This window comes from Ignavibacteriota bacterium, assembly GCA_016708125.1.
Lineage (GTDB): Bacteria > Bacteroidota > Ignavibacteria > Ignavibacteriales > Melioribacteraceae.
In genome coordinates this window covers 3526947-3551867 of the sequence record JADJGF010000001.1, presented here as the reverse complement: position 1 = coordinate 3551867, position 24921 = coordinate 3526947, and the positions used below count along the sequence as shown (strand labels likewise).

The 24921-nt window shown below is 29.6% G+C and carries 29 protein-coding genes; 13 read left to right on the top strand and 16 right to left on the bottom strand.

Features of this window, described 5'->3' with window-relative positions:
- Positions 1-246 precede the first annotated feature (246 nt).
- On the top strand, positions 247-567 hold the full coding sequence (locus tag IPH62_15385; protein ID MBK7106656.1) for a hypothetical protein: 321 nt from the start codon (positions 247-249) through the stop codon (positions 565-567).
- Positions 568-772: 205 nt separating this feature from the next.
- On the opposite strand, the gene IPH62_15380 is transcribed toward IPH62_15385, so the two are convergent.
- Positions 773-1306, bottom strand: coding sequence for a hypothetical protein (locus IPH62_15380; protein MBK7106655.1), 534 nt, complete (start codon positions 1304-1306; stop codon positions 773-775).
- A 302-nt stretch (positions 1307-1608) separates the two neighbouring features.
- Here IPH62_15380 and IPH62_15375 point away from each other — a divergent pair, with 302 nt between their 5' ends.
- Both IPH62_15375 and IPH62_15370 read left to right on the top strand, forming a co-directional pair.
- Complete coding sequence (locus IPH62_15375) at positions 1609-1926, top strand: hypothetical protein (protein ID MBK7106654.1); 318 nt, start codon at positions 1609-1611, stop codon at positions 1924-1926.
- A 43-nt stretch (positions 1927-1969) separates the two neighbouring features.
- Positions 1970-2674, top strand: coding sequence for an outer membrane beta-barrel protein (locus IPH62_15370; protein MBK7106653.1), 705 nt, complete (start codon positions 1970-1972; stop codon positions 2672-2674).
- 352 nt (positions 2675-3026) lie between these two features.
- Here the strand turns inward: IPH62_15370 and IPH62_15365 are convergent, their stop codons facing one another.
- The gene (locus IPH62_15365; protein ID MBK7106652.1) at positions 3027-4703 is read right to left on the bottom strand and encodes a hypothetical protein; all 1677 of its coding nucleotides are present in this window, start codon (positions 4701-4703) and stop codon (positions 3027-3029) included.
- A 38-nt stretch (positions 4704-4741) separates the two neighbouring features.
- Here IPH62_15365 and IPH62_15360 point away from each other — a divergent pair, with 38 nt between their 5' ends.
- Positions 4742-6358 (top strand): DNA polymerase III subunit alpha, encoded by a 1617-nt coding sequence (locus IPH62_15360; GenBank protein ID MBK7106651.1) that lies wholly within the window; start codon positions 4742-4744, stop codon positions 6356-6358.
- A gap of 1 nt (position 6359) precedes the next feature.
- On the opposite strand, the gene IPH62_15355 is transcribed toward IPH62_15360, so the two are convergent.
- The 14 genes from IPH62_15355 to IPH62_15290 form a co-directional block, all read right to left on the bottom strand.
- On the bottom strand, positions 6360-6962 hold the full coding sequence (locus IPH62_15355; protein MBK7106650.1) for an SOS response-associated peptidase: 603 nt from the start codon (positions 6960-6962) through the stop codon (positions 6360-6362).
- Between the two features lie 230 nt (positions 6963-7192).
- A complete protein-coding gene (locus tag IPH62_15350; GenBank protein ID MBK7106649.1) occupies positions 7193-8080 on the bottom strand; it encodes a hypothetical protein in 888 nt (295 codons plus the stop codon).
- Positions 8081-8090: 10 nt separating this feature from the next.
- Complete coding sequence (locus tag IPH62_15345; GenBank protein MBK7106648.1) at positions 8091-8813, bottom strand: hypothetical protein; 723 nt, start codon at positions 8811-8813, stop codon at positions 8091-8093.
- A 2-nt stretch (positions 8814-8815) separates the two neighbouring features.
- Positions 8816-9703, bottom strand: coding sequence for a hypothetical protein (locus tag IPH62_15340; protein ID MBK7106647.1), 888 nt, complete (start codon positions 9701-9703; stop codon positions 8816-8818).
- Between the two features lie 292 nt (positions 9704-9995).
- Positions 9996-10526 (bottom strand): hypothetical protein, encoded by a 531-nt coding sequence (locus tag IPH62_15335; GenBank protein ID MBK7106646.1) that lies wholly within the window; start codon positions 10524-10526, stop codon positions 9996-9998.
- Positions 10513-11355 carry a hypothetical protein gene (locus tag IPH62_15330; protein ID MBK7106645.1) on the bottom strand — a complete coding sequence of 281 codons (843 nt, stop codon included), beginning with the start codon at positions 11353-11355 and terminating at the stop codon, positions 10513-10515. The genes IPH62_15335 and IPH62_15330 overlap by 14 nt, the downstream gene beginning before the upstream one ends.
- A gap of 213 nt (positions 11356-11568) precedes the next feature.
- Positions 11569-12885, bottom strand: a complete 1317-nt coding sequence (locus IPH62_15325; GenBank protein ID MBK7106644.1) for a hypothetical protein — start codon at positions 12883-12885, stop codon at positions 11569-11571.
- A 268-nt stretch (positions 12886-13153) separates the two neighbouring features.
- On the bottom strand, positions 13154-13381 hold the full coding sequence (locus tag IPH62_15320; GenBank protein ID MBK7106643.1) for a hypothetical protein: 228 nt from the start codon (positions 13379-13381) through the stop codon (positions 13154-13156).
- Positions 13382-13724: 343 nt separating this feature from the next.
- Positions 13725-13916: a hypothetical protein gene (locus IPH62_15315; GenBank protein ID MBK7106642.1), complete on the bottom strand. Its 192-nt coding sequence runs from the start codon at positions 13914-13916 to the stop codon at positions 13725-13727.
- 18 nt (positions 13917-13934) lie between these two features.
- Positions 13935-14234: a hypothetical protein gene (locus IPH62_15310; GenBank protein MBK7106641.1), complete on the bottom strand. Its 300-nt coding sequence runs from the start codon at positions 14232-14234 to the stop codon at positions 13935-13937.
- Positions 14234-15400: a DUF935 family protein gene (locus IPH62_15305; protein MBK7106640.1), complete on the bottom strand. Its 1167-nt coding sequence runs from the start codon at positions 15398-15400 to the stop codon at positions 14234-14236. Before IPH62_15305 ends, IPH62_15310 begins: the two co-directional genes overlap by 1 nt.
- A gap of 453 nt (positions 15401-15853) precedes the next feature.
- Positions 15854-17140, bottom strand: coding sequence for a phage terminase large subunit (gene terL / locus IPH62_15300; protein ID MBK7106639.1), 1287 nt, complete (start codon positions 17138-17140; stop codon positions 15854-15856).
- A gap of 236 nt (positions 17141-17376) precedes the next feature.
- Entirely contained in the window at positions 17377-18567 is a 1191-nt protein-coding gene (locus tag IPH62_15295) for a hypothetical protein (GenBank protein MBK7106638.1), read from the bottom strand.
- A 374-nt stretch (positions 18568-18941) separates the two neighbouring features.
- The gene (locus IPH62_15290) at positions 18942-19274 is read right to left on the bottom strand and encodes a hypothetical protein (protein MBK7106637.1); all 333 of its coding nucleotides are present in this window, start codon (positions 19272-19274) and stop codon (positions 18942-18944) included.
- 120 nt (positions 19275-19394) lie between these two features.
- On the opposite strand from IPH62_15290, the gene IPH62_15285 reads away from it, so the two are divergent.
- The 9 genes from IPH62_15285 to IPH62_15245 all read left to right on the top strand — a co-directional run bounded on the left by IPH62_15285 (position 19395) and on the right by IPH62_15245 (position 24895).
- Entirely contained in the window at positions 19395-20459 is a 1065-nt protein-coding gene (locus tag IPH62_15285; protein MBK7106636.1) for an ATP-dependent Clp protease proteolytic subunit, read from the top strand.
- Between the two features lie 26 nt (positions 20460-20485).
- Positions 20486-21412, top strand: a complete 927-nt coding sequence (locus IPH62_15280; protein ID MBK7106635.1) for a hypothetical protein — start codon at positions 20486-20488, stop codon at positions 21410-21412.
- A gap of 1 nt (position 21413) precedes the next feature.
- A complete protein-coding gene (locus IPH62_15275; GenBank protein ID MBK7106634.1) occupies positions 21414-21719 on the top strand; it encodes a hypothetical protein in 306 nt (101 codons plus the stop codon).
- Complete coding sequence (locus IPH62_15270; protein MBK7106633.1) at positions 21719-22783, top strand: DUF2190 family protein; 1065 nt, start codon at positions 21719-21721, stop codon at positions 22781-22783. Before IPH62_15275 ends, IPH62_15270 begins: the two co-directional genes overlap by 1 nt.
- Before the next feature lie 461 nt (positions 22784-23244).
- Complete coding sequence (locus IPH62_15265; GenBank protein MBK7106632.1) at positions 23245-23448, top strand: hypothetical protein; 204 nt, start codon at positions 23245-23247, stop codon at positions 23446-23448.
- A gap of 171 nt (positions 23449-23619) precedes the next feature.
- Positions 23620-23940 carry a hypothetical protein gene (locus tag IPH62_15260; protein MBK7106631.1) on the top strand — a complete coding sequence of 107 codons (321 nt, stop codon included), beginning with the start codon at positions 23620-23622 and terminating at the stop codon, positions 23938-23940.
- Between the two features lie 89 nt (positions 23941-24029).
- Positions 24030-24419 carry a DUF1738 domain-containing protein gene (locus IPH62_15255; GenBank protein ID MBK7106630.1) on the top strand — a complete coding sequence of 130 codons (390 nt, stop codon included), beginning with the start codon at positions 24030-24032 and terminating at the stop codon, positions 24417-24419.
- Positions 24409-24714 carry a hypothetical protein gene (locus IPH62_15250; GenBank protein MBK7106629.1) on the top strand — a complete coding sequence of 102 codons (306 nt, stop codon included), beginning with the start codon at positions 24409-24411 and terminating at the stop codon, positions 24712-24714. The genes IPH62_15255 and IPH62_15250 overlap by 11 nt, the downstream gene beginning before the upstream one ends.
- A gap of 4 nt (positions 24715-24718) precedes the next feature.
- Positions 24719-24895, top strand: a complete 177-nt coding sequence (locus IPH62_15245) for a hypothetical protein (protein ID MBK7106628.1) — start codon at positions 24719-24721, stop codon at positions 24893-24895.
- The last annotated feature ends 26 nt before the right edge of the window (positions 24896-24921 follow it).

Genomic DNA, 24921 nt, shown 5'->3' with positions numbered 1-24921 from the left:
TTTTAAATATAATACTTGGATTTAAATGTATTTTAGATTTTGGTGTGTATAAAAATTGGTAAGTTCTTATTTTCTTTATTTCAAGTCTTGGTATGTATAGGAGCCGCATTTCACCACTCAATTGTTTTGTTTAATTGACTTGACCCCCACTCAAAAATAATAATTTTATTACAAATTTTTCAGTTTTTTTATTTATTTAAATATTATTTTTTATATAATAAAATATAAACATTCTAAACTCAAACTATGGAATATAAAACATTACTTACAATGCTTTACAAAGAAGAAAAACAAAAGCTAGCCCAACATCTTTTAAGAGCCAACCATATTCAAAGGCAAATAATATTCAATAATATATTAAATAATTTTAAGTCTATACTTAAGAAAAATCCAAATTATATTCTAAAGTATAACCTTTCTGAAAGATCTATGATTTATAAAAGTTCTATAAAGGTTGAATTAACTGTTTTCACTGAAGTAACAAAAATCGCAGAAAAATATAAAGTTGCAAAACCTTTCATCACAAGAGAAATGATATGCACCTACCTAGCCAACATAAAAAAATAAATTCTTAAATCTCCAGCGAACAGCTAAAAGCCATCCGCCAGATTTCATTACCCGTTTGAAAGGGGGGTTCCATCCGAGTAACTAAAAACATTATTATTTTTTTTCCAATTAAAATATATTTGGCAACAAAGACTTCAGAAATATTCAATTTGTCATTCATGTGATCCGTTAACTAACGGACGGGAATCCATGAATTCTCTAATTATTATATCTGAAACAAATACTCTTCCGTACTAAACAATCTGTTTATCTTTAACTGCAAAAAAGTTACAAAAGCCGCAATAAAAGTATTCCCAGCAGCTACTAATATTATTTTACTTTCCAAATCAACAAATGGTATTAGGCATATTAAAAATATTCCGAATGAAATCAACAATGTGTAAAGATTTGAATATCTGACTGAATATCCTTCTTCTCTGTAAACAGTTAATAATAAATTTGTAAACTTTATAGCAATAATTAGAGTAATCAGATTTGCCAAAACATAAATGAAAGGTAGTACAATTGTTACTTGAGTTGTACTTTGAGATGTATTAAATAAAAGTATTATCGTGTAAATCGAAATAAATCCAACATTCATTTCTACAAGAAATAATAAACTTTTAATCTTCGAATTATACTTCTGGTATTCAAAATTGAAATGCCTCAAATATTTTAATATCCAAATGAGGTAAAAGAGAAATGCAAAAAAATATGTTCCAAAAAAGGTAAGAATTGGATTTGTAATTTTCTTATCCATTTTTATTCCTATAAATCTTTTAAATAAATTAAATCATTAGAACTCCCCCTTCTCTGAATATCTTAATTTTATAACATTTAAACCAATATTAATATTTTTATAATAATATTCCAATGCAAATTTTTAGACATTATTACTTTGGGACTTACTGTCTTGTCAACTTAATCTGTATGTACTTTCCAGAATTCACTTCTGCATATCTTCTGTCAAATAATGTAATTATTTTTATAATTTGAATTATATTATTATATACAAATAAATATTTATTTATAAATTTATAATAATAAATTAAATATATAATCATGTCTAAAATAATTAAAACTAAATCGATCTCACTTATAGTTTATTCAAATGAATATGATAAATACAAAAAAGCATTAGGCTTTACTGGATTATTAAAAGAAGTATTTCATAGCAAGGTTATTAATACATCAATTAAAAAGATTAATAAACCAATTTATAAATTCAAGTATGATAATTTTGTCAGAATTCAAACGTATAAAGCTCAGCTAAAATTTGATTTAGAATCATATAATGCTGTAAAAGAATTATCGGACAAATTCAAGAAACCCAAAACCACAATCTTACGTGAAATTTTCTGTACATACCTCGAAAATTGAAAATTAATCCTCTTGGCTTATCTTTCATAAATATGGAGTTGACATGAAACCATTTCTTTATTTAATTATTTTTTCAATAATCGTTTCTTCTAACTATGCACAAGACAGCTGCACCGTAGAAAATCCCCACGGACTACAATTTCAAATCGGCAGTAATTTCCAACTAATTAATTTTGATGGTTACACTATTTCATACCGGTATTTTTGGGATAAAAATAATGGTTTAAGATTTGGATTTTTATTTAATACATATAACTCAGATGGCTCTGGTTCAGAAATCCAAGAATACGATTATTCTGATCATAATGAGGCATTAACCACAAAAGAAAATCATAGTCTTGGTTTTGGTCTATCAATTCAATATCATAAACTTGTATATAATAAAAAGAACGTTAATTTTTTGGTTGGTATTGGTCCATTTGTATATTTTAGTAAATTAGATGAAACCAATAAACGTAATTATACAAACCATACCTATAGAGAGACTATAATCAATAGGAATGATACACAGAGATTTGGTATAAATGGAATTGTTGGAGCTGAATATAAATTTTCGGAAGATTTTTCTCTCTCAGTGGAGGTAGGCTTATTGATGCAATATTTTATCAATGATAATAATTATTCATACAAAACAACAACTGTAACCGAATTTGCGACAACATCTTTTATAACAGAAAGAGAATCAGAGGACGATGGATTTGAAATAAAAGGGGCTCCCGTTAGAATGGGCTTAACACTTTTCTTTTAGATAAAAAAAAAGCCGGACATTCTAAGTCCGGCTAATTTCCTTTGCACCAATATAAATCTTTTAATTTTTCTCTTTTAATTCATAATTTCTTTTCTGTTTTCTAACTACTAGTTACTAAATTCTGTATTCTGCTTTTGCCATCTTGTAATCATGCAATTTTGAAATCTTTCAATTTTTCCATTCTTAATTATTAATTCCTAATTTTTTTTCTATCTTTTTAATTCACAATTCATAATTTCTCTTGTTTTTTATTCTTAATTATTAATTTTTACTTATTTTCTGTTTTCTGAATCCCGCCTTCCGACTACTAACTCCTAACTACTTGCTACTTCTGTTTGCCAACATACAAACACTACAGATAAGCAGTTTTATATTTTTCAAAATCAAGACTTTTAACAATATCAATTTCATCATTACTGAAGTGTTCAACATCGCCAAAATAATTATTCTCAACTGAGTCCTTCTGTATCATTGATAAAATTTCTCTATTCGAAAGTACTGTTAACTTTTCAACGACAAGATTATTTCCCATATTATAATCAACTCTGCCAAATAAAAGATATGGACCCATTGACATGGTCTGTTCTGCGCATTGACTGTAAACCTTCGGAAATATCACTGCTTCAAATGTTCCGGTTTCATCTTCAAGAGATAAGAATTTCATAATATCGCCTTTTTTGGTTCTTATTCTTTTGGAAGTCATAAACCATCCTATCATTTCAACTTTCTTGCTATTATATTTTTTCATATCAATTGCTTTCACGATATTCTTTTGTTTCGTAAAATCTCTGTAAAAATACAAAGGATGCTGTGTTACCATATAACCAAAAGTTTGATATTCGTACTTGCAAATTTTTTCAATGGAATATTGCTCGCTGGTAGTTACTTGATCTTCAATATTAAAATGATCGTAGCCAAATAGTGATTCTTCGTCATTATGCAGAAATTGCTTGTTGTAATTATACAAACCTAATAAGCGATTTAATGTCGGTCGTGTCTGATTAAAGCAGTCACATGCTCCACATATTATAAGTATTTCGCATTCGGAATATCCTATTTTTGTTCTTATGAAAAAATCTAATAACGATTCAAAGTTTCCGTTTTTAGTTCTTTCTGTAATTATCTTTAACATCGTTTTATTTGATAAGTCACCGATTGCCATTAGTCCAATCTGAATCTCCTTTCCCTTTCCTGTGTACTCATATTCACTTTTGTTGACCGAAGGCAAGTTGACCTTTAAACCTAATCTTTTACATTCCTGTATGTAAACAGCCGGGGCATAATATCCTCCTCGATTGCTTAAAACACCTGCCATAAATTCCGCCGGATAATGAGATTTTAAATATGCTACCTGATATGAGAGCAGAGCAAATGATCCGCTGTGTGCTTTACAGAATGCGTAACCTGCAAATGATTCAATTTGTCTCCATAACTCGTTTGATACTTCCTCGCTATGACCTTTTAATTTACATGATGAAAAGAAATTAATCTTTATTCTTTCCATCGCTGTATGAGATCTCATTTTTCCCGACATTGCCCTTCTTAATAAATCTGCTTCCTCTAGAGATAATCCTGCAATTTTATGTGCAACTTTTATTACGTCTTCTTGATAAATCATAACTCCATATGTTTCACCTAAAACTTCTTCCATTTCCGGAACTAAATACTTTCTCCTTGAGGGATCATGGTGTCTGTCTATAAATTCCTGCATCATACCGGATTCCGCAACTCCTGGCCTAATTACTGAACTAGCTGCAGTTAACATTTCAAAAGTATCACAGCTTAACCTCTTTAATAATGATCTCATTCCCGGACTTTCTATGTAGAAACATCCTATTGTACTTCCTGAACGTATCAAATCCATAGTTTTTTGATCATGAAATATCATATCAAAATCATAGATATCTACAACTTTAGATGGGATTCTGTCGTAAATTCTAAGTTTTACATCTTTTGCAGATGTTGGTAATGAATAATTTTTAAGATCTAAAAGATTTGTCTTGATAATATGTTTGGTATTAGTGTACATTTGTTCACTAATATATATTTTTTATACCAAATATCAAAATGCTGAGTTTACACATACATTCAAAATATTCTCTTCTCGAAGGAACAATAGAAATACCGGATTTAATAAAATACGCTAAACAGATAAGCAGCGAATATGTTTGTCTTACTGATACAAATAAAATGAGTGGTTTAATCCAATTAGCCAAATTAGCAAAGGAAGAAAATATCAAACCGATTTTAGGAGCCTTTCTTGATGATCCAAAGAACAAAAAGTTAAATACAATAATTCTTGCTAAGAATAGAAACGGTTATTCTGAATTATGTAAAATATTAACTACCAGAAACCTAAAAGAAGATTTTCAACTAAAAGATTTATTTGAAAAACCTTCCCCTAATTTATTCTTTATTTCTTCATCAATTGAGTTACTCACCTCTCTAAATTTTACTGATGAGCTTAAAAAGAATCTTTTTGTTGAGCTTATTATTACTGAAAAACACAAACCTATAACTCGTAAGTTGTATGATTTTGCTCGAAGTAAAGGTTTACAAATCATTGCTTCTCATCCGGCTTATTTTCTAATACAAGAGGATTTTTTATTACATAAAGTTCTTACTTCAATAAGATTGAATAAGACAATAGAAAATTTGGATAATGAAGATTTAGCTGATGAAGAATTCTTTTTAATAAGAAATGAAGATTTTCAAAAGAATTGGAAAGTGTTACCCGAAGCCCTCTGGAATATAAAGTACATAGTGCAAAACTGTAATGTAGAACTCGAGATTGGTAAGTATAAATTCCCAAGATATCCGCTTGATAAAGGTGAAACTGCATACTCATTTCTATGGAAAATTGCTTTTAATGGATTAGCTAAGAAATATCAGCCCATCACCGAAAAAGTTGTTACAAGGCTTCAGTATGAGCTGGAAGTAATAGAAGAAATGGGATATAGTGATTACTTTTTAGTTGTTTGGGATATTGTGAATGAAGCAAGAAAAAGAAATATGATGAATATCGGAAGAGGTTCTGCCGCAAATAGTCTTGTTGCTTTTTGCTTGGGATTTACACAGATGGATCCAATTCAATATAACCTTTACTTTGAAAGATTCTTAAACAAAGGAAGAAAATCTCCCCCGGATGTTGATCTGGATTTTTCATGGAAGGAACGAGATGGATTGGTTAAATATATTTATGAAAAATATAGCTATGAGAAAGTTGCATTCATTAGTACTCATGTAACTTTTAGAGCAAAATCAGCTTTTCGAAATACTGCCAAAGTTTTTGGTGTTAGCGATACGGATATCTCAAAATTCAGTAAATTTATTCCATGGACAAGTGCTGAAAATCTGCCGATTATTTCTGAGAAATTCCCGGAATCAAAAAATCTTAATCTCAAAGATAAATTTTGGTCAAATGTTGTAAACATAGCTTCAAAACTTGGCGGAATTCCAAGACATGCAAGTATTCATCCCGGTGGAATACTAATAACAGAAGAACCAATAACAAATTATGTAGCATTAGAATATGCAGCTAATAAAGGAGTTGGTTTAATTATTACTCAGCCTGATATGTATCCAATTGAAGATATGGGATTGGTTAAAATTGACTTGCTAAGTCAAAGATCACTCGGTGTTTTAAGAGATACCATGAAATTAGTGGATAAGAATTATGGATGATTTAAATCTCCGCAGCTTCCATTTTCATATTTTTTTCATCTTTGTATGGAACACATTTTTCAAAATTGCTTCCTACATCTCCGCTTAAAAATTCAACTGCATCTTTCATATTCAAAATTACCGGCATTCTATTGTGTATTTCTTTCATAAAATTATTCGGTTCGGTTGTAATTAAAGAAACCGACTTATTCCCTTCCTTATCCTTATTGTAAAGTCCCGGAACAAAAAACATCGCCTCATTTTTCAAAAATATTCTATACGGTACTTTCTTCGTTTTTTCCTTCTTCCATTCATAAAACGCACTCATAGGAACAATGCATCTGTTTCTGTCAAACAACATTTTCCAAAATTGCTTTTCGCTTATTGTTTCAATCCTCGAGTTAAATATCAATGGTGAAGTATCAGAAAACTTTATTCCCCATTTATTATCATCTCCGGATAAATCATCTTCATTCTTCATAATTGTTAATATTTTATTAGTGGGAGCAATATTTTCTTTTTTACGCAGCTTATCAACAGTTCTAAAAAACACATTCACATTAAACTCTGCAAACTTCTCCATCATCCAATCTTCTCGAATTCTATTTTCAAATCTCCCGCACATAATTTTCCCTTTCTTAAAGTCTTTAAGATAAATTTAAAAAATAAATTAGATTAAAAAAATGGTAAGTCTTTTACGGATTTTTAACGCAGTTGTATTCGGTTAGTTTTTTTGTAAAGAATTTTTATAAAACTTAAATAAATTTCTATATTTGCCAAAACCCAAACGAGTTTGCCCCAATTCAATGGGGATCGTGTTGCCTATCCATGGGATTTACATGTTGTAGGCATTCCTTATTTTATAATAAATGTTTTTGATTTACATTTTTCAACTAATATTTGACCGCTCCTTGTTTTGTCCTTTTCGTTTTTCCTATAAAATGCACCTGGATTATAATTTTCTTGGTGGTAATTGTATTCGTACGTCTGTGCTACTAAATCATAGAAACATTGAGTTTGACCTGGTTCCAATGTCATTTTAAAATGTTTAAATGGATATTCTGTGGAACTTATTTGCAAACTAATTTTAAGTACAGTACTATTTGTGAAACAATAATCACCAGTATTTTTGATCTCACATTCTTTATTCACTGTCTCCGGATTATTGTAATCTTCATTTGAATTCAGTGGACGATCATTGAATCCGCGATTGGAATTATTTTTTCCTGTATTAGTTTCTATATTAATTCCCAACAAGGATCCAGCATCAGAATCTAATATTAAGTCTTTCATTGTAGCAGCTATTACAAAACCACTATTTGCATCCAAAGCTTTTAAATTAAGTTTCATGGTATTGCTTAATACTGTGTAATTCCCAATGATAATTGCTTCAACAGACAAGATTTTCCCTAATTCCTTTGCTGTATTAACATCAATATAACCTTCAGCAATTAACTTTTTTGCTTCTGTTATTCCAGATAGATTTTCTCTATCAAAAACTTCAAAACTACCTGTATTATTAACGAGGTTATATGAAACTACATCGGCAATATATTTCCCCGCTACTGTTTGCAATTTACTTAAATCTGTAATATATAAAACTACTGCCTTCTTTTTATTCTTTTGGATTAACTTGTTTGCAAGATCAGAAGTAGCTTCACTCACAGATTTATCAAATGCGGTCTGTGAATATGCAATTGTTGTAACAAATAAAAGACAAAATAATTGTATGTATTTTTTCATTTTAATCCTCTTATATCGCTGAATGTTCACTATAATAAACATCTATCAACTTTTGAATTGCATATTCTTTTGCTTGGGATTCTGTTACTCCATTCCCATTAACTGAAAAGGAGAAACTTTCTAACAGAGTTTTATCTATTGCCGATATTATTCTTATATCAATAGAAGCATTACAAATTATTGTTCCTCCAACTAATTCCCCTTTCCGCATTGAATAATTAATTTTACCAAGTGCCAAATAATCCGTATGTTTTATTAATTCTAATCGTGAAATTATAGCCGAGCCCCCTTCATACAATTCTTGAAACTCTTTTTTTTTAATAAATGAATTTCTCAATAATCCAGGATTGCTTTTTTTCCCTTTCTGCATATATATGTTAGCAATTGCACTTGAAACTGAAGATGAAATATTTCCATCCTCATCAATAATAGTTACACATACATCAGTGTTGCTATTAGAGTTTGTAATTGAAGAATTAATGTTAGATAGGAACTTCTCGCTTTCAATTTGCTGTCTAATTTTACTTTTATTTATTTCAGTTTCTAATCTCTTTTGAGTTGCTAGATTGTCTTCAAACTTTTGAATGCTATCCCTAACATATTGATTATGTGCGTTAATACGTGTTTCTTCTATTCGATATTTTTCGTTGTCGGATCGTGTCTTATAAATAATGAATAACAAACCAAATAAAAGTATAAAAACAATAAGTAAAAAAATATATTTATTTTTCATTTTTATCTCTTAAGAATATTTATTAAAGCATCTAAAGCTTTAGTTAGTTCTCCAATATTGAAATTGTAACTGTGTTCATTTAGGATAACATCATTTTTATAAACTTTAATAAAGTTCAAGGCTTCCTCATTTGAAAAACCTAGCACCCTGATACATTCAAGTACTTGGTTTTGATAAATCTTCATATCTTTTTTTATTAATTTTAGTTGTTTAAGTTGATATTTTAATTCTTTGTATTTTCTTTCATATTCTAAAGCAACAGGTTTAAATTGCTCATGATGATTTATTATTGGAAATACACCTATTATTTCTATACCAATTTTATTCCCTTCAAGTTTAAGAAAGTTGCTCATTACTTTTTCTGAAATTTCTATATCACTTAATAGTTCAATTGCTTTATTGCTTTTAATAAATTTAATTAGTTCAAAAGCAAGTTTTTTGCTTACTGAATTAGCTTGCGCTTTTTTATCATGTAATTTAGCATCTTTGAGTTGCCATGTATATGAAACCTGGAGATTTAAAAGAATATCATCTTTTGAAATAACTTCTTCTTTAATATCTTCAGTATAATTTAGTGTTTCAATATCTGGTTTCTGTTTAAATGATGCAAATGGGAAAATCCACCATTTACCTTCTCCATAATATTGATCAAAATCTCTTTTACCTAAAAAACACACAAACCCGATGTTGTTTTCCTCAATTTTTTTAAAACCACTAAGAAAAAATACCAAACATACTATACCTAATACTAGTAAGGTAATATAGCTATCAAATAAACTCTCATCAACCGCAAAACAAATCAGAAGTAAAATAATTGCCAGAATTCCCGAATACAATAATCCCGTGAGATAGCTTCCCCAAAGATCATCTTTATTATCTTTAATTTTCATAAATATCCTTTTACTCAAATTACATTTCTTAACTTAATTTGACACTTATTTAACATATAACGGCAACGCACTGCTATCCAAAGGCAACGGATAACCTGTTGTCAAAAACAGCAATGCCACTTAATAACAATTGTCGATGATTTAACAAACTGTGCTTAACTTTCCTTGTAAGCGCAGGTTGCAACAATATTGTTTAATAGAACATCCTTTATCAAGTTTGCCAGAACGTAACGACTAACTCTAAAATTTCTAAAATGTCGAATGCGAATACGTCGTCCTCTTGATTGGCTGTTTAGCTAGCCTTTTTATCTTTCTTAAATATTCCAGTTGCTTCAGATATTTTAAAAGCACTGGAAGTCAAATCATATATTGCATATAAACTAAGAATGAATAACTCTAATTTTATTGCAACGATTAATTGGATTTTTGATAAAAAGAAATTGGAAGTATTTATAAATGGAATGTCGACATTTTCAAACAAAGACAAAGCTGTTACAATTATAAAGAAATAGAATATTAAAAATATATCGTCTTTGATTTCAGAATAAAAAGAGAGGATATTTATTTGTGCAATGTTTTTTTGTTCTTTTGTTTTCGATTCGTCCTTTTCAATAGCATCTTTTATTTTATCTACCATAGAAACAATGAAAGTAAATATTGTTAATGCAAAACCAAGAAATATTCCCAAGTAAGTGAATAAAAAAGAATTATCAGAAATGGATTTTATGTTAATATTAGTATGCTTAACCAATGCACAAGAGATAAAGAATAGCCATATAAATAATAATATGATATACACAGGTGATAATTTATTTTTTTTCATCATTATGTTTATCTAAATCTTCAAAATCATTATTTAATTGCTCTTCAGATATTTTATCAACATCTCGATCATAGTGTTTCTTTAAAATATAGGAAAAACTACCAATCTTCTCTTTAATACCTTTCTTTGCAACCTCAGCAACAAACTTTCCAGCACCAGCAGCTGCTAATTTTATATAGTCTGAAATATTTTCTTTTAGAAGTTTCAGCTTTCCAAGAGTGTTTTTCAATTTTATATTGAATTCTGATGCATTGTAATTATCGTGGATATCTTTTGCTAATTCGCTCGCTCTATAACGTGCACCGAACAAATTTGGACCTGTAAGCATTATATCAAATGAAAATATTTCATCATAATGTTGTAATTGTTCCCAAAAAGTAATTTCGCTAGATATTTCTTGAATTTTTGTAACTAAACCGAATGTCCGGAAACGGTTAGAAAAGAATTTTTCAATCTTCGCTTTAGGAATATCAATATCTCTGAACATAGTCGATTTATGTTCAATTAAAATAATTTGACGAGTAATATCGATAAAAAGATAAATGAATGGATATCTTTTATCCTCGATAGTCTCAATTATTTTTTCTCCCTCGGCTAATTTTGTATATGTTTCTTCTTTAGCAAATTGAAGAATGAAATATTTGTCTGAATAATTTTTAACAAAACAAAAAAGGTATCGAATATTGTTATCAATGTATTCTACTTTCCCTTGTTGTTGAATTCGACTAATCAATTCAAATATTCTTTGACTTTTCGGAATAGAGTCAGTAAACAATTCTACTTGAGATGCATCAACCAAAAATATCCGATAAGCAAAATATTCATCCATAATTTATTCACTATTATGTGCAAGCTAACGGCATTGTTTTTAAGCCGCCGCTCAACACAGCATCGCAGCTTTGAAAACAAATGACAATAATTATTTATTAATTCATTTTGTTAACTACACTCAAAAAGCAACAAACATTTGCAACTAAGCATTATAACAATACAAATGCCGCTATGTTTAAAGTGGTTGGTTTGAAGAACATGATATACATCTTTAATCAAACATTTTACTAGAATATTTCTTTTTCATTTCATCTACAAAGTCCAGAAAAATTTGCTTTTCAAGAATCGAAGTATTCTCTAATAGTTTTTCACATGCAAACATTCCTTGGCGGATTTTTTCGTCAACTTTTTTCGCAGCTTTCTCTTTTCCAAGCAAGCGTAATCCAGAAATTGTTATATCTTTATAAGATTCTGGACTATAAAACGGCAAGAATATAGAAGCGATTGAATGAAGTATATTTCCCGTAGCTCTTTGTTTTTTCTCTTTAAGTCTTGTCGGCAACTCATGATCCAAAGCTTGAGAAAATTCAATAAATAAAGATTCTTCAAACTCATCTAATTCGTTTAAAAGTAAAACCAGTTTTTCTGGATCACTTATTAATAAGGCTTTCTTAGTTTTTAATTGGATCTCATTGTATTTATCAATGAAGTTCTTTGATAAAGCTATTTGACGTAATTCTATGGCATCGCTAATAGAAATAGCATCTAAAAAATCAATTGGAAATATTGTTGATGTTTTAGCTTTTACAATATCCAAGAATATTTTAAAGAATATTTCATTATCGGATAATTTAGTTTTTCGCCCCAATAATTCAGATAATGAAAAATCAATGAGATTTTCTTGGGGCAGAACACCCTCGGAATCAGTTGTCCTTGCGCCACTTAAATAATAAATAAAGTCAGAGTAATAACTCATAAAATCGATATATTCATTATTTTTTGTTTTTTTCAATACATCAATTACTTTTCCTCTTGAAAGACCTTCAATCAGAGATAATTCATTTGTTAAATGTTCATCATACAACAATCCCTTTTCTCTCATACTACTTCTAACTAAACTTTTTTCATTTCTCAAATCACCAACAAGTCTTTCTTTAAACCATATACTCATATCATCCAGAGCCCACCTAACTGCCTTACCTTGGGTATCTATAATTTTTGCAATTTCTTCAGTTTGGCTAAAATGATACGTATTGTTTTTGTTAGAAGCAGCTTCTTCACGTTTCCAAACTAAAAAATCACTCGCATCTTTATACTCTACTCTTAATGAAGGAATAATCGTTTCAGACTTTAATAAGTTTGGATTATTAAATATTATTTCATGGGCGATTGGTGATTCTAAAAGTTGGGAAGTGGCAATGACAATATGCGCTTTTGTTAAAATGTATAGTTTCAGTTTTCTTTCAATCTGAATAATCTGGATTAATTTGGAATCTGAATTCATAAATAAATCTGAATGTGTGATTCTATCAAATTCTGTAAAAAATACTCTATGTTTGAATAATTCTTCTGGTTTTACAGATTTCATATTTTCTCAGCCGTATAACATATATACTTAGGCGCCAAGCGCCGTTAATTAATTTTTCTGCTAACAGAAAACTTTTTTACAAAAATCTTTTCTGCCTTTTCAATTTTTAACGACTAATCATTTATTTCTCTTTTTAATCTTTTCCTACAGCTTCGCATCCTTACTCACACGTAATTTTTTTCAATTTAGTTTTATTCTTTTAAAATTTAATTCTCTAAACCTACTACGTACTATGAGTAGTATTTGTTTGTTCTTTTATTTCTCACCATTAAATAACTATTTTCATTTCTACTAATTTATTTTTAATAAGATTTTTCAAATAAAAGATTAATAATGGAATATCTTTTCTGATTAAGGATAAAATATTTGAATTATTTTTTAATCCTGTTGTGAAAACATTTATTTGTCTAAATACGAGTGTTAATCTTTGTAAAAGATATGTCGGTGAGTTTTTTTTAATTTGGTTTACAAGTCTTGGTATGTATAGGAGTCGCATTTCACCACTCAATTAATTAAATAATTGATTTGACCCCCTCTTAAAAATAATGAATTTATTACAATTTATTTATAAAAATATTTTTTTCTATAAAATTATGTATTTTTATTTCACGCAAAAAAAAGCCGGACTTTTCATATCCGGCTAAACCCTTTGCTCCACTATAATTTTTTATATTTTTTTCCTTTTAACTCATAATTCAAAATTTCATTTTGTTTTTCATTCTTAATTCTTAATTTTTTTTCTGCCTTCTGGTTACTGGATTCTGAATTCTCTTTGTAATCTTGCCATCTTGCCATCTTGTAATCTTGCCATCTTGTAATCTTGCCATCTTGTAATCTTTTTAACTTTTCACTTCCAAACTTTTTATCACTCCCTTCACAATCTCATCCAAAACCTTTACCGCCTTATCATCCCATGCCGCTTCGCTGTCCGTTGCAAGCTTGTTTAACTCATCAAAGGCAATTTCCCAAACATAATTCAATAACTTTGCCAATCCAATAATTGCAATAATGTTTTTTAATATTTGTTGCATTTTTTATTATCTCCCTTTTTATTGATGATGAATATTGTCACAATGTTCTTTTGTAACTAAAATTTTATTAAACTTTTCAAATTTGTCCTCAATCAACTTTGATATGGATTTCTCCATGTTCAAAATTATTATTTCAAGTTTGTTATAATTTATTATTTCATTCAGTTTTAGTTTATTTATTTTTTCCTCTTGCTTATTTTGTTTTTCTTCAATCTTTTCAAATCTTTTTTCAAAATCCTTAATTGTTTTTTTTAAGAAGTATGCTATTATCAAAACTCCAATTGTTCCAATTCCCGAAATCAATTCAGCAAGACTCATTATTTTTCTCCGGTATTTTCAATTTCAAAATCAGTTTCTTGAAGGTTATATCTCCTTACAAAATAATCTTTGTTAAACTTCACTCCCATTTCTTTTAATGTTTTATCCCTTTCTACTGTCGCATCAACAATTCCTTCTTTTTTCTCGAGTACTATTTTGGGATATTTTATTTTAGTTCCATAATTGAGAATTACATAAAACTCTATCAACTTATTTATTGCTCGTTCAACAATTTTCTTATCTTGAAGTCCAATCATTTCAAGCATATCTCTATGAATTTGAGCCGCTTTATAACTTCCGGTACTTCCTATTTCTGTTGTTAATGTTACCGTTAATATTGCTTTGGATATTTCTATGTTCAAAGTCTCTATCATATTCTTAAACAAATCTCCGGCATTGTATTTCTGACTTTCCTTAAATTCCAATCCTATTTCTTCGCTTAACATTCCAACATGATCATTTAATAAATCCGTTAAACTTTGCTCAATAATTGTTTTTTGTGTTTCCGTTGCATTACTTGGATGCCTTGCAACTATATATGGTACGCCGTGTTCGTTTAATAGTTTTTCCCAATTATCTGTTGCTGCTTTTTTAAAAGTAATCGGCCAGTAAACTTTGGAAAGTAATTTCTCACCGTAAGGATTTTGATACGTTGCTTTATGCTGAGATAAAATAAATTTGTATTCCGGCAATGATAAACCTTCTTCAAAAACGTAACTTCCTCCGGTTATTTTTCTTAACTTCAATTCATTTTCATTTGAGTAAATAAACCACTCGACCGGCTTCTGATTTAATTCAATGGGTGTAATTTTATTGTTAATAACATCATATCTAATTTCTTCGACATCAAAACCAAACAAGGTGCAATCTAAAATCTGATCAATTGCTTTATTGATTTGAATTCTTTCTAATACTTCAACAATTTCATTTGATAATTCTTCATTTTCATCATTAACTAAAGTCCAGCCCATTTGATTAACTTGCGCCTTTCTCTGCTGAATCGTGCTCCATAAATGCGGATCACTCAATAAATTTCTGTAAATCGAATAATCAAAACCATTATCTTGCAAAATTTTATCGGGATCTGGAATCGAATACTGTAACTTTTTCCACCATTCCACTTTTTCAGCAGTCGCAAAATCCTTTTTAATAATTATCTTCGGCAATTTCTTTTATTATCCTTTTTTCTTTTTTTTCTTAATCTTATTCTTAATCTTGATCTTACTCTTTATTTTTTCTTTCTTTTTTTTTAATGACAATTTTTGACTACTAATGACATTATTTTTTTAATTTTTTCTTTTTGCTCTTAACTTGCCAGCTGCAAGCTGGTCTTATTCTTACTCTTAATCTTTTTTTAATTTTTTCTTTTCTGTTGTCATTGCGAGTGCTTTTCAAAGCAATCTTTCCGTTCCTTTTTTCTTTTTCTTAATCTTACTCTTTTTTTATTTTTCTGCCTTCTGCATTCAGAATTCTGTCTTCTATTTTTTCATTCCTAATTCATAATTCTTAATTTATTCATACAATCATGCAATCTTGTAATTTCCTTGCCTTTTTCTCCTTACTTCTGAGTTCCGCTTTCTAATTTTTAATTTTTCATTTTTAATTTTTAATTGTCTTCCTCATCCTCTCACATTCCTAAAATTCCTCTTCGGCTTTTTATACTTAATTATTCTTGCAGTAATATCAGCATTCTCTTTTTGTTTATTCTTTATGTAATTCAAAAATTGAGTTATGGAATCTACTTGATCGTCAAACTGTCCGTTCGGAAATTCTTCGCATTCATCAATAAAATCTTTTTTCCATTTCGCATTTTCATCAATAAATATTTTCCCAATTTCTATAAGCGGAGTAACAGCGTTGGCGCGTGCAATTTTATCACCATCGACCTTTATCTCTTTTATTGGAAGTAATGATTCACTTTTTAATTCTTGAATTAAACTCGTTCCGCTTGCTTTATCTTCAATTAAAATTTCCTTCGGCTCATATTTCATAAAAAGTTGTACGGCAATTCTTTTTAATTCCGGGAATGTTAATCGCTCTCTGTAAACATCAATTAAGAATATTTTATTTTTTGTAACAGCCCAAGTACTGCAAACGGAAAAATCATTCTCCTCATTTTTCTTAAAAGCTGTGTCCCAGCTTTGATAAATTCCGGTGATGTTTTCAGATTTATAACTTTCATTTCGGAAATATTGCCACCATTCTTTTTTAATGATTGCATTTTCTGTTACATCAATAAACTTTCCGTAAATTTCTTGGTCCCTAATTGATGAAGCAATTTCCCTTTCCAGCTGCTTAATTTCATCGACATCAATAAGCGGATTATCATAAGTCGAGAATTGGAATAATTCCCAATCTTTTTCAATTTTGCATAATTCCGAAAGTTCAAAGAACAAATGCGGCTCACCTTTATGCTTCTTACCTTTTGGAGTACCGCCGATTATTACATCGGCTTTATAATCCATTACCATAGGACGAATAGATTCAATCCATAATTTTCTGTTTTTTAATATAATTCCGGCTTCGTTTAGGATTATTAAATTATATCCAAAACCTTCAATATTTTCCGGTCTATCTGCTGATCTGAAATCGCAGTACGATTCGCAAATTTCTAAAATGGATTCTTTCTTTCTCCACTTCCAATATTGCTTTGGTACATTTTTTAATATCGGAATAATATATCTTTCTACATATCTCTGAATATTTGAGTAAGTCGTATCAACCCACAAACATTTGAGCGTTTCATCAAACATTTTTTCAATAAGAAAATTCGCCATACCTTTAGTAAGCCCGAACCTTCTCCCTTTTGTAATTACCTTATACCTTTTCTTCGATTCAAAAAATATCTTGAGTTGATTCTTATGGTAATTAATTTCAATCTGACTAATACTTTCTTCTTCATTCATTTTTATTTTTATTGCTGATTTACAAACCTGCTTGCAGTAGGCAAGCGCTTCATAGCATACCAAAATAATCTTTATGTACTTATAATTGTATTTTTTGGAATGCTGAACATTCCGCAACAGTCAGCTTTTTATTTTTTCTCTTTCTGATTTCTGTTCCGTTAGCTAACGGACTGACTTCTGCATTCTTAATCTTAATCTTTTTTTTCTGTTTTCAACGTCTTTCCGTTCTCATTGTATTATTTAAATACTTCAATATGTACCGTTACTAAAAATTCATCTAAAACAACATTATTAATATCCTTAGCAGAAATTGCTATCATTTGATTACCCCTACCTATTTGGAATTTATAATCATAATCATCTTCTGTAAAAGCAAGTACACCATTAAATAAAATATTGGTATTTGCTATTTCAACTCTTTTATATGTATTATTCCAACTTACCGTTACTGTACCCAAATCATTTTCAAATAATATTATATCGTCAATTCCTTCTGCAACTCCTATTTGTGCAGTATATCTTTTTACTGCTTTCTTTTTAACCATTTGCATTACACCATTTTCAATTTTGCTCACATAAATTTGCCCTTCTTCAGTTGGTACATCTTCTATAAATTCTTTTCTTCTAACGCCAACCTGTCTAAACATTGATACTTTTACCATTTTTTTTCTCCTTTCTTCTAATGGATATATTTTAAATAATTCACTCCAATTTGAAATATTGCTTCCCCTAATTGCTCTATATTTTATAAATCTTTCTTCAGAATCAGTAAATTCAATTATTCTTTCTCTTTCACCTATGTAATTGTTTTCTTTTAATATTTGATATTCATATTCAATTGCATCTCTAACCAAATCACATTTTACTTTTACTTGGTAGTCTTGTAAATATTCAATTTCTATTTCTTTTGGCTCATCAATAAAAATTTCTGTTTGGTAATTTGTTGCGGAAGTAATATTTATTCCGCCATCAACATCTTTCGTTTTATTCGCCAAAAACCTTGCATCTTGTAAACTACAATTTCTTAATTCTGCTATTTTAAATAACTGTCCGCAGATATAACCATTACTAAATGAATCCTTGTTTTGCGTTGTTTCTTTAAATTCATATTCACCGCCTTGTAAATCTTGTAAACTTTCGGTTACGACTAACTGCTGTATTTGTTCTGCATAAATTGAATGAGTCGGCATGAATATCATTATGTCTGGATTATTTATCGCCAACTGTAAATAATTTGCTAATCCTTCATAACTGTAAATTATTGCATCATAATTATTATCTCTTTCATAATCTAAAACCGCTTGATTAAAATTTGTTATTAAATAAATATCTGCATCAATTCCACCGCCAGCAATAAACGCTGTTTTCACTGCTTGCGAATGAGCCGGTTCAAGTGCATTAGTATGATATATTATTAACGCCTTCAAATTCTGTTTCTTTTATTTTCTTAATTCTGATTTTGTTTTTTACTTTTTACTTTTAACTTTTCTCTTCTCCATCGAATCACCACTGAATAACTACGAATTACTTTTTCTTTTTTTCATTCTTAATTCTTCATTCAAAATTTCTTTTACTTTTTTAATTCATAATTCATAATTTTTTTAATTTTTTCATTCTTAATTCTTAATTCTTAATTATTTTCTGCCTATTGTCTTCTTAATTCATAATTCCTAATTTTTAATTATTCAATTTCTTTTTCACGTTTCAACGTTTCTCTTTACTACTGAATCACCACTGAATGACTATGAATTACATTTTTTTTCAATTCTTTCATTCTGTCTTCTGAATTCTGTCTTCTGTTTTATTTGATTTCTTTTTTAGTTATTTCTAATTTCTGTCTTACATTCTCTTCAATTTTATCACTCTGCTTAAGCCAATTCTTACCCAACCAGATTAACATAATATCACTTCCTTCCATCGCTCTTTCAAATTGCTTATCCAATAATTTCTTTTTTTTCTCATTTAGTGCTAAAATATTTTCATGCTCCCTTTTTTGTAAAAGTGCGTGAAATATCTTCCTAATTGTGAACTCACTTACATCAGTTAATTTTGCTATTTCTCTGCCTGAAAGCCCTATCCGTATGTATTCCTCGACTTTCTTATGATTTATATATTTCTTTTTCCTACCTCTCATATTACTGCGATAAAATAAATAGCTTTTTCGCTATTTATTTTCTTGCTTTATTCTAACTTATGAATTATTTTGGTCACATACAAACAATTGGCTAATATTAAACAGTTATCTGAGGATAAAATGAATAAAGGTATTATTAACATTTTTGATCATATTTCAAGTTTTGGCATTTCTTCTAAAACAATTCTTAACACGCTTGAAGATTTCAAATCAAAAAATATTTCTGAAATTGAAGTTCGTATTAATTCAGCCGGAGGTTCTCTTTTTGAGGGATTTTCAATCTTTAATCAGCTTCGAGATTTTGGAAACGTAACTACAATTATTGATGGAATCGCGGCTTCAATCGCTTCGGTTATCGCTCTAGCTGGAAATAAAATCCTTGCTTATAAAAATTCCTACATATTTATCCATAATCCGTGGAATATCGCAATCGGTGATACTAACGATTTTCAAGACCAATCAAACAATCTTGGAAAATTCCGCGATACGCTAATAGATATTTATAAAGCGAAAACTAATCTTGATGAAGAAAAACTTAAAGAAATGTGCAATAAATCTTCATTCATTTCTGCTGATGAAGCCCTTGCAATTGGTTTAATTGATGAAATAATTGATAACTACAGAACCGAAAAATTTGTCGCTTTTTCGACTGCAATCTTAGATGAAACCGGAAATCCTCTTCCGGAACAATCTAAGAATAATAATGCATCAAATGATAAATCCTCAGCAAATGATTTGTTATCGGTTGTTACAAATCTTAAAAATGATTTTACAAATTTGAAAGATGATCTAACCAAACAGCTTAATTATTCCGTTCAGTTAAAAATTGATATCTCAAAATTTGAATTTTCTCTTAACGATAAAATTAAATCCGGTTCGCTTACTCCCGCAATAAAATTATCAATTATGGATCTTCTCCAATTTATTACTTCGGAGCATGTTTCTAATTCAGAAAATCAAACCAAAACTTTATTATCGAAATTTGATGCCCTTTTAGATCAATTCCCAAATATGCTTTTATTGGATGATTTCGCAAAAAATCTCGGCAGTTCTAAATCTGAGTATGAATATGATAACTATGAGGTTGATCCTGAATCTTTCTCACTTCACAAAAAAGTATTGGCGTTATCCAAAGAACAGAAAATTTCTTATAAGGATGCGCTTCTAAGTTTAATGAATAATTAAAACATAATTAAATATGAGGTCCATATATGGATGGAACATTAAAACAAAAGAGAGTTAACGACCCCGTTCTTACTGAATTAGCTAGAGGTTATTCTAATGCTGAACATATCGGTACTAAAATTTTCCCAATTGTTGTAGTTTCAAAGGAAGGCGGAAAAGTGCCTTTATTCAACAAAGAAGCTTTTAAAATTTATAATACGGAAAGAGCCATCCGCGCTGCATCTAATCAGATTTCTCCCGAAGGTAGAAGTACTGTTGATTTTGTTTTAACGGAGCATGATCTTTCTTACCCAATTGATTACCGTGAACTTGATGAAGATGATATTCCTTTAAAAATGCATGCTACTAATGTGGTTTCAAATGGCATCAATTTAAGACTCGAAAAACAAATCGCAGATTTACTTCAAAATACTGCTAATTATCCGGCAACTAACAGAATTACTCTTACTACCGGAAGCGGCTTTAATCAGTCAGCTTCAAATCCAATACAGATTATTGACGATGCAAAAAATGCAGTTAGATCGCAAATTGCAAAATATCCTAATGTTGCAGTTTTGGGAGCAATTACTTACATGGCTCTTAAAAATCATCCGGCAATCGTTGACCGTATTAAATATACAATGAATGCAGTTGTTACCCCGGATTTGTTACGCCAATTATTAGGTTTTGATGAATTATTTATCGGCAATGCTGTTTATGCTAATGATGCAAATGTTAATGCCGATTTGTTCGGTGATTTTATGGGCTTGTATTACCTTCCAAAAGCACAGACAAATGAAAAGCGTTCTTATTACGAACCATCTTTTGGATACACTTTTAAGAAAAAAGCTTATCCTTCCGTTGATACTTTTGATCGTGATGGAAAAGTTTTATTTGTACGCTCGACTGATATATTCCAGCCTAAAATTGTTGGCCCCGATGCTGGTTATTTAATTAGTAATACGGTGATCTAATATGAAAGTATTAGAAAATTTCGTTCACGAAGGTACAATTTATAAAATCGGTATGGATTTCTTAGGGAATCCATCCGATGAATTATTGCCGTTTCTTGAAAATTCATCTCAAGAAATTCAAGTCGGGAAAGTTTCAAAAGATTTAAATAATAGTTCGGAAGAAATAGCTAATAATTCGGAACAATTAAGCATTAATTCAGAAGAAATAAATAATTCTGATGAACAGCAAAATCCGGGAAATTCAAGCTTGCATGTCGGTAGGCAAGGTAATCAAGGTAAATCAACTAGAAAAAAAAGAAATAAGTAATGCCAACAATTGCTCCACATATTAAAGAATATCCTAAAATCATTATTTCTTTTGATGCACCAAATGATATAAATGATCCCAATGATTATAAAAATATTTCTTACCAAAGAATTCATGATGCTATTTTAGCTGGATTTAATTCTAATGGCAATATAGATATTCTTCCCTCCGATAATATTATATATTTTTATTACGGATTGGAAGCCGCTTTAGAATTTGCATTAATCAATAAAATTGAAATCATTGTAACTGGTTATAGTTCTTTCAATCAGAATTATTTCGATATGTCTCGTCGCTATTATCCTTCAGTTAATATAATTCAAAATACTTATAATACTTCACAACATCATATTCTATTGACTTTACCTCAACATGTTATGTTTATTGGTTTTGGTAATTCATTGGCCGAAGGAAATATTCACGGCTATAATATTGATTTTTTTGTTAATCAAATTTCAAATTTTACTGAAACCCCCGCCGGTTACTTTGCCGGTAAAATTCTTTGGCTGATGTTTAAAACCGATCTAACTTTTTGGCAATGCAGAGATTTATTAATGCGCTGCGGTGATTATAATGTAATTGCAACAGAATCACCTTCGGATTACTTTATTCATTATTCCGAAATAAACGGTTGGGGTATGCCTAATCCAGTTGTCGCTGAATCATTAGCTCGCTTAAATTATCATGTTTTTTCACAAGATCCATTTTTATTATATAAATTAAGGACAAAAGAAATGCAGACAGAACAATCAACTTTAATCACTTCGGTTTTAATGACCGCAGATAGAACAAAAAATTTATTCATTGGTTTAGATGGTGCTTTATGCGGAAATGGTGCCAAAGCTCTTGGAGTTTTAAACGCAGATACTTCAATAAATGAATACGGTCCGGTTATGACATCCGGCATTGCATTAGTTGTTTCCGGTGCCGCTGTAACACTTGGTTCAAAAGTTCAATCAAATGCAAGTGGTCAAGCAATAACTTTCGCATCCGGTGAATCTAATGGTTTTGCATTAGACGCCGCAACTGGTGCAAGCCAGCTTATCAGAGTTTTATTATCTTAAACTGCAAAAGCAGTCAAGAATTTGCCATCTTAGTTAATTGCAGAAACTTGGTATCCGACATCTCGTCACTACCAAGTTTTTTTATACTTCGTCCTTTCGTTAAATCAAACAAACACTTCACAAATTTTATTAAGTAATATTAATCCATAGTGTTAATAAAAATTGTTCAGCTCAAAACTTAAAAATAATATTTCGCTCCTTACCTTCGGATTTCGTCCCTCAATACTATTTAACTTTCAACCTCACTTCGTTCGTGGAACTTTGTTTAGCTTTTATAATACATTATTCTTTCATTCAGTCGCTCAATCCTCGAACCTCGTCAATCGCTCCATCATTCATTCATAAAGTATTTTTTTTGTTTTTATTATTCCGGTCACTCGTTCCTCACGCCCAAGTATCAGTTATATAACTTCGTTAAATAACTTTTCTTTTATCATAATCATTTTACCAAAAAATAAAAAATGAAGAAAAAAACTGTGGCAAAATATGTTCCGTTGCTCAAAAAAGTCAAGGGTGTACATAGCGGGCAAATATCAGCCCGCCCTTGCTTTTTCTCCGCACTTCACAAAAGTCATTTTACAGTTTTTTTCTTTTTCATTTTTTCTTTTTTATTAGGTGGTGGTCGTGGTCATACAGCAAGTCAAAAAAAACAACATCCTTTATAGGCTTACTTTTTTTAAAGGTAGTTATCATATAAATATTTATTTGTCATCCGGTAAACATCATAGTTTTTCTTACAAAAATTTATCAACAGCACAAGAAAAATATTTTTCTCTTTTAGGCAAAAAACTAACAAAACAACCAAATCAGTTAAAATTATTTTAAGAGGTTCTTTAATGTACACCATAAATCAAATTTCATCTTTTGCTTTTAAATACAATTGTTCTTACATCGGCGGCAAACCTCTCAATAATGTATTAAATGGTTTTTTAGGGCAGCTTGTATTCTTTTTCAATCCGGAGCATTGTAATAATTTTTTCTTTCAATGGTTACGCATAAACCATAATTCAACAGAATATTTTCAAACAACACTTAATTATAAAGGCAAATCTTACGCAGTTATTTTTTTATCAATTCCGCAAAAAATAGAAAAGAAATTTCTTAAATCTTTTAAGCAATTCAGCAAAAAACAAATGCATTTTATCAATTATTTCTAAGGCAAACCAATGGAAGAAATTTTAAAACAACTTGACGAAATCCTAAAACTTATTCAAGACATCAACAATAAATTAAAAGAGGTTCAATAATGGAAACAACGGAAAAATTAACAAGAAAAGAAAAAACAAAAATTTTAGTTCAAAAATTAAATTCTCTTTCGGATGATGAAAAATTGGAGTTATCCTGCAGAATAATTTCATCAATTGAAGGAAGAGTTTATTCCGGTAGAAACCAAATGTTAATCGCTTTGCAATTTAGATTCCAAAATATAATTCCAACTATTTGCGGCGGCTTTCATCAATGGAAGGAGCACGGCAGACAAGTAAAAAAAGGTGAACACGGAGCAGTTATTTTATATCCGGTTGGAGTTGATAAAAAGAAAAATGAAGGTGAAGAAGCTGAAGAACCAAGCAATTTTTTTAGTGCAGTTGTTTTTGATATTTCTCAAACTGAGGAGATAAAAGAAAATGAAAACTAACATTTACCCAAGAAATTATTTTAATCCATTAGAAGATTTACTAACGCCGGAAGAAATTCCGGAAGAGATTCAAGCGGATGAAAAAGCAAACTTGATTTTAAGATCAATTCAAGCAGAAATTAAAAACGCATCAATTAAAAAATTTGGGAAATTAGATTTTACATTTCTATATAATTCTCTTTTTGCAGAATGTGAATTTAAAATCAGTGAATTGATTTTTGATGTTATGGAAGCAAATGAAAGAATCAATAATCAAAATAGAATAATAAATTACTTTGATAAAAATAGGAGTTAAAAAAATGGATGCTCAAAATATTAGCGCTGCTTTAACTGAAATTCAAAAACATTTTAGAGTAATTAAACTTTATGCGGAAGAATTAGAATTTTATTCTAATAACTTCTACTTAAATTCTAAATATAGACCAGCTTCAAAAATTGTCGAAATTGCAGAAAAAATATTGATGAAATTAATGTAAACTTAGTCAACTTAGAAAATAAAGGA

Excerpts from the sequence above, each read along its gene's own strand:
- IPH62_15325 (MBK7106644.1), bottom strand. The coding sequence starts at position 12,885 with ATGAAATCTGTAAAACCAGAAGAATTATTCAAACATAGAGTATTTTTT.
- IPH62_15255 (MBK7106630.1), top strand. The coding sequence starts at position 24,030 with ATGGAAACAACGGAAAAATTAACAAGAAAAGAAAAAACAAAAATTTTA.
- IPH62_15280 (MBK7106635.1), top strand. The coding sequence starts at position 20,486 with ATGGATGGAACATTAAAACAAAAGAGAGTTAACGACCCCGTTCTTACT.
- IPH62_15330 (MBK7106645.1), bottom strand. The coding sequence starts at position 11,355 with ATGGATGAATATTTTGCTTATCGGATATTTTTGGTTGATGCATCTCAA.
- IPH62_15260 (MBK7106631.1), top strand. The coding sequence starts at position 23,620 with ATGTACACCATAAATCAAATTTCATCTTTTGCTTTTAAATACAATTGT.
- IPH62_15340 (MBK7106647.1), bottom strand. The coding sequence starts at position 9,703 with ATGAAAATTAAAGATAATAAAGATGATCTTTGGGGAAGCTATCTCACG.
- IPH62_15375 (MBK7106654.1), top strand. The coding sequence starts at position 1,609 with ATGTCTAAAATAATTAAAACTAAATCGATCTCACTTATAGTTTATTCA.
- IPH62_15270 (MBK7106633.1), top strand. The coding sequence starts at position 21,719 with ATGCCAACAATTGCTCCACATATTAAAGAATATCCTAAAATCATTATT.
- IPH62_15250 (MBK7106629.1), top strand. The coding sequence starts at position 24,409 with ATGAAAACTAACATTTACCCAAGAAATTATTTTAATCCATTAGAAGAT.
- IPH62_15355 (MBK7106650.1), bottom strand. The coding sequence starts at position 6,962 with ATGTGCGGGAGATTTGAAAATAGAATTCGAGAAGATTGGATGATGGAG.
- IPH62_15265 (MBK7106632.1), top strand. The coding sequence starts at position 23,245 with ATGAAGAAAAAAACTGTGGCAAAATATGTTCCGTTGCTCAAAAAAGTC.
- IPH62_15370 (MBK7106653.1), top strand. The coding sequence starts at position 1,970 with ATGAAACCATTTCTTTATTTAATTATTTTTTCAATAATCGTTTCTTCT.
- IPH62_15380 (MBK7106655.1), bottom strand. The coding sequence starts at position 1,306 with ATGGATAAGAAAATTACAAATCCAATTCTTACCTTTTTTGGAACATAT.
- IPH62_15310 (MBK7106641.1), bottom strand. The coding sequence starts at position 14,234 with ATGAGTCTTGCTGAATTGATTTCGGGAATTGGAACAATTGGAGTTTTG.
- IPH62_15360 (MBK7106651.1), top strand. The coding sequence starts at position 4,742 with ATGCTGAGTTTACACATACATTCAAAATATTCTCTTCTCGAAGGAACA.
- IPH62_15275 (MBK7106634.1), top strand. The coding sequence starts at position 21,414 with ATGAAAGTATTAGAAAATTTCGTTCACGAAGGTACAATTTATAAAATC.
- IPH62_15285 (MBK7106636.1), top strand. The coding sequence starts at position 19,395 with ATGAATAAAGGTATTATTAACATTTTTGATCATATTTCAAGTTTTGGC.
- IPH62_15335 (MBK7106646.1), bottom strand. The coding sequence starts at position 10,526 with ATGAAAAAAAATAAATTATCACCTGTGTATATCATATTATTATTTATA.
- IPH62_15385 (MBK7106656.1), top strand. The coding sequence starts at position 247 with ATGGAATATAAAACATTACTTACAATGCTTTACAAAGAAGAAAAACAA.
- terL (MBK7106639.1), bottom strand. The coding sequence starts at position 17,140 with ATGAATGAAGAAGAAAGTATTAGTCAGATTGAAATTAATTACCATAAG.
- IPH62_15315 (MBK7106642.1), bottom strand. The coding sequence starts at position 13,916 with ATGCAACAAATATTAAAAAACATTATTGCAATTATTGGATTGGCAAAG.
- IPH62_15365 (MBK7106652.1), bottom strand. The coding sequence starts at position 4,703 with ATGTACACTAATACCAAACATATTATCAAGACAAATCTTTTAGATCTT.
- IPH62_15350 (MBK7106649.1), bottom strand. The coding sequence starts at position 8,080 with ATGAAAAAATACATACAATTATTTTGTCTTTTATTTGTTACAACAATT.
- IPH62_15290 (MBK7106637.1), bottom strand. The coding sequence starts at position 19,274 with ATGAGAGGTAGGAAAAAGAAATATATAAATCATAAGAAAGTCGAGGAA.
- IPH62_15245 (MBK7106628.1), top strand. The coding sequence starts at position 24,719 with ATGGATGCTCAAAATATTAGCGCTGCTTTAACTGAAATTCAAAAACAT.
- IPH62_15345 (MBK7106648.1), bottom strand. The coding sequence starts at position 8,813 with ATGAAAAATAAATATATTTTTTTACTTATTGTTTTTATACTTTTATTT.
- IPH62_15320 (MBK7106643.1), bottom strand. The coding sequence starts at position 13,381 with ATGCGACTCCTATACATACCAAGACTTGTAAACCAAATTAAAAAAAAC.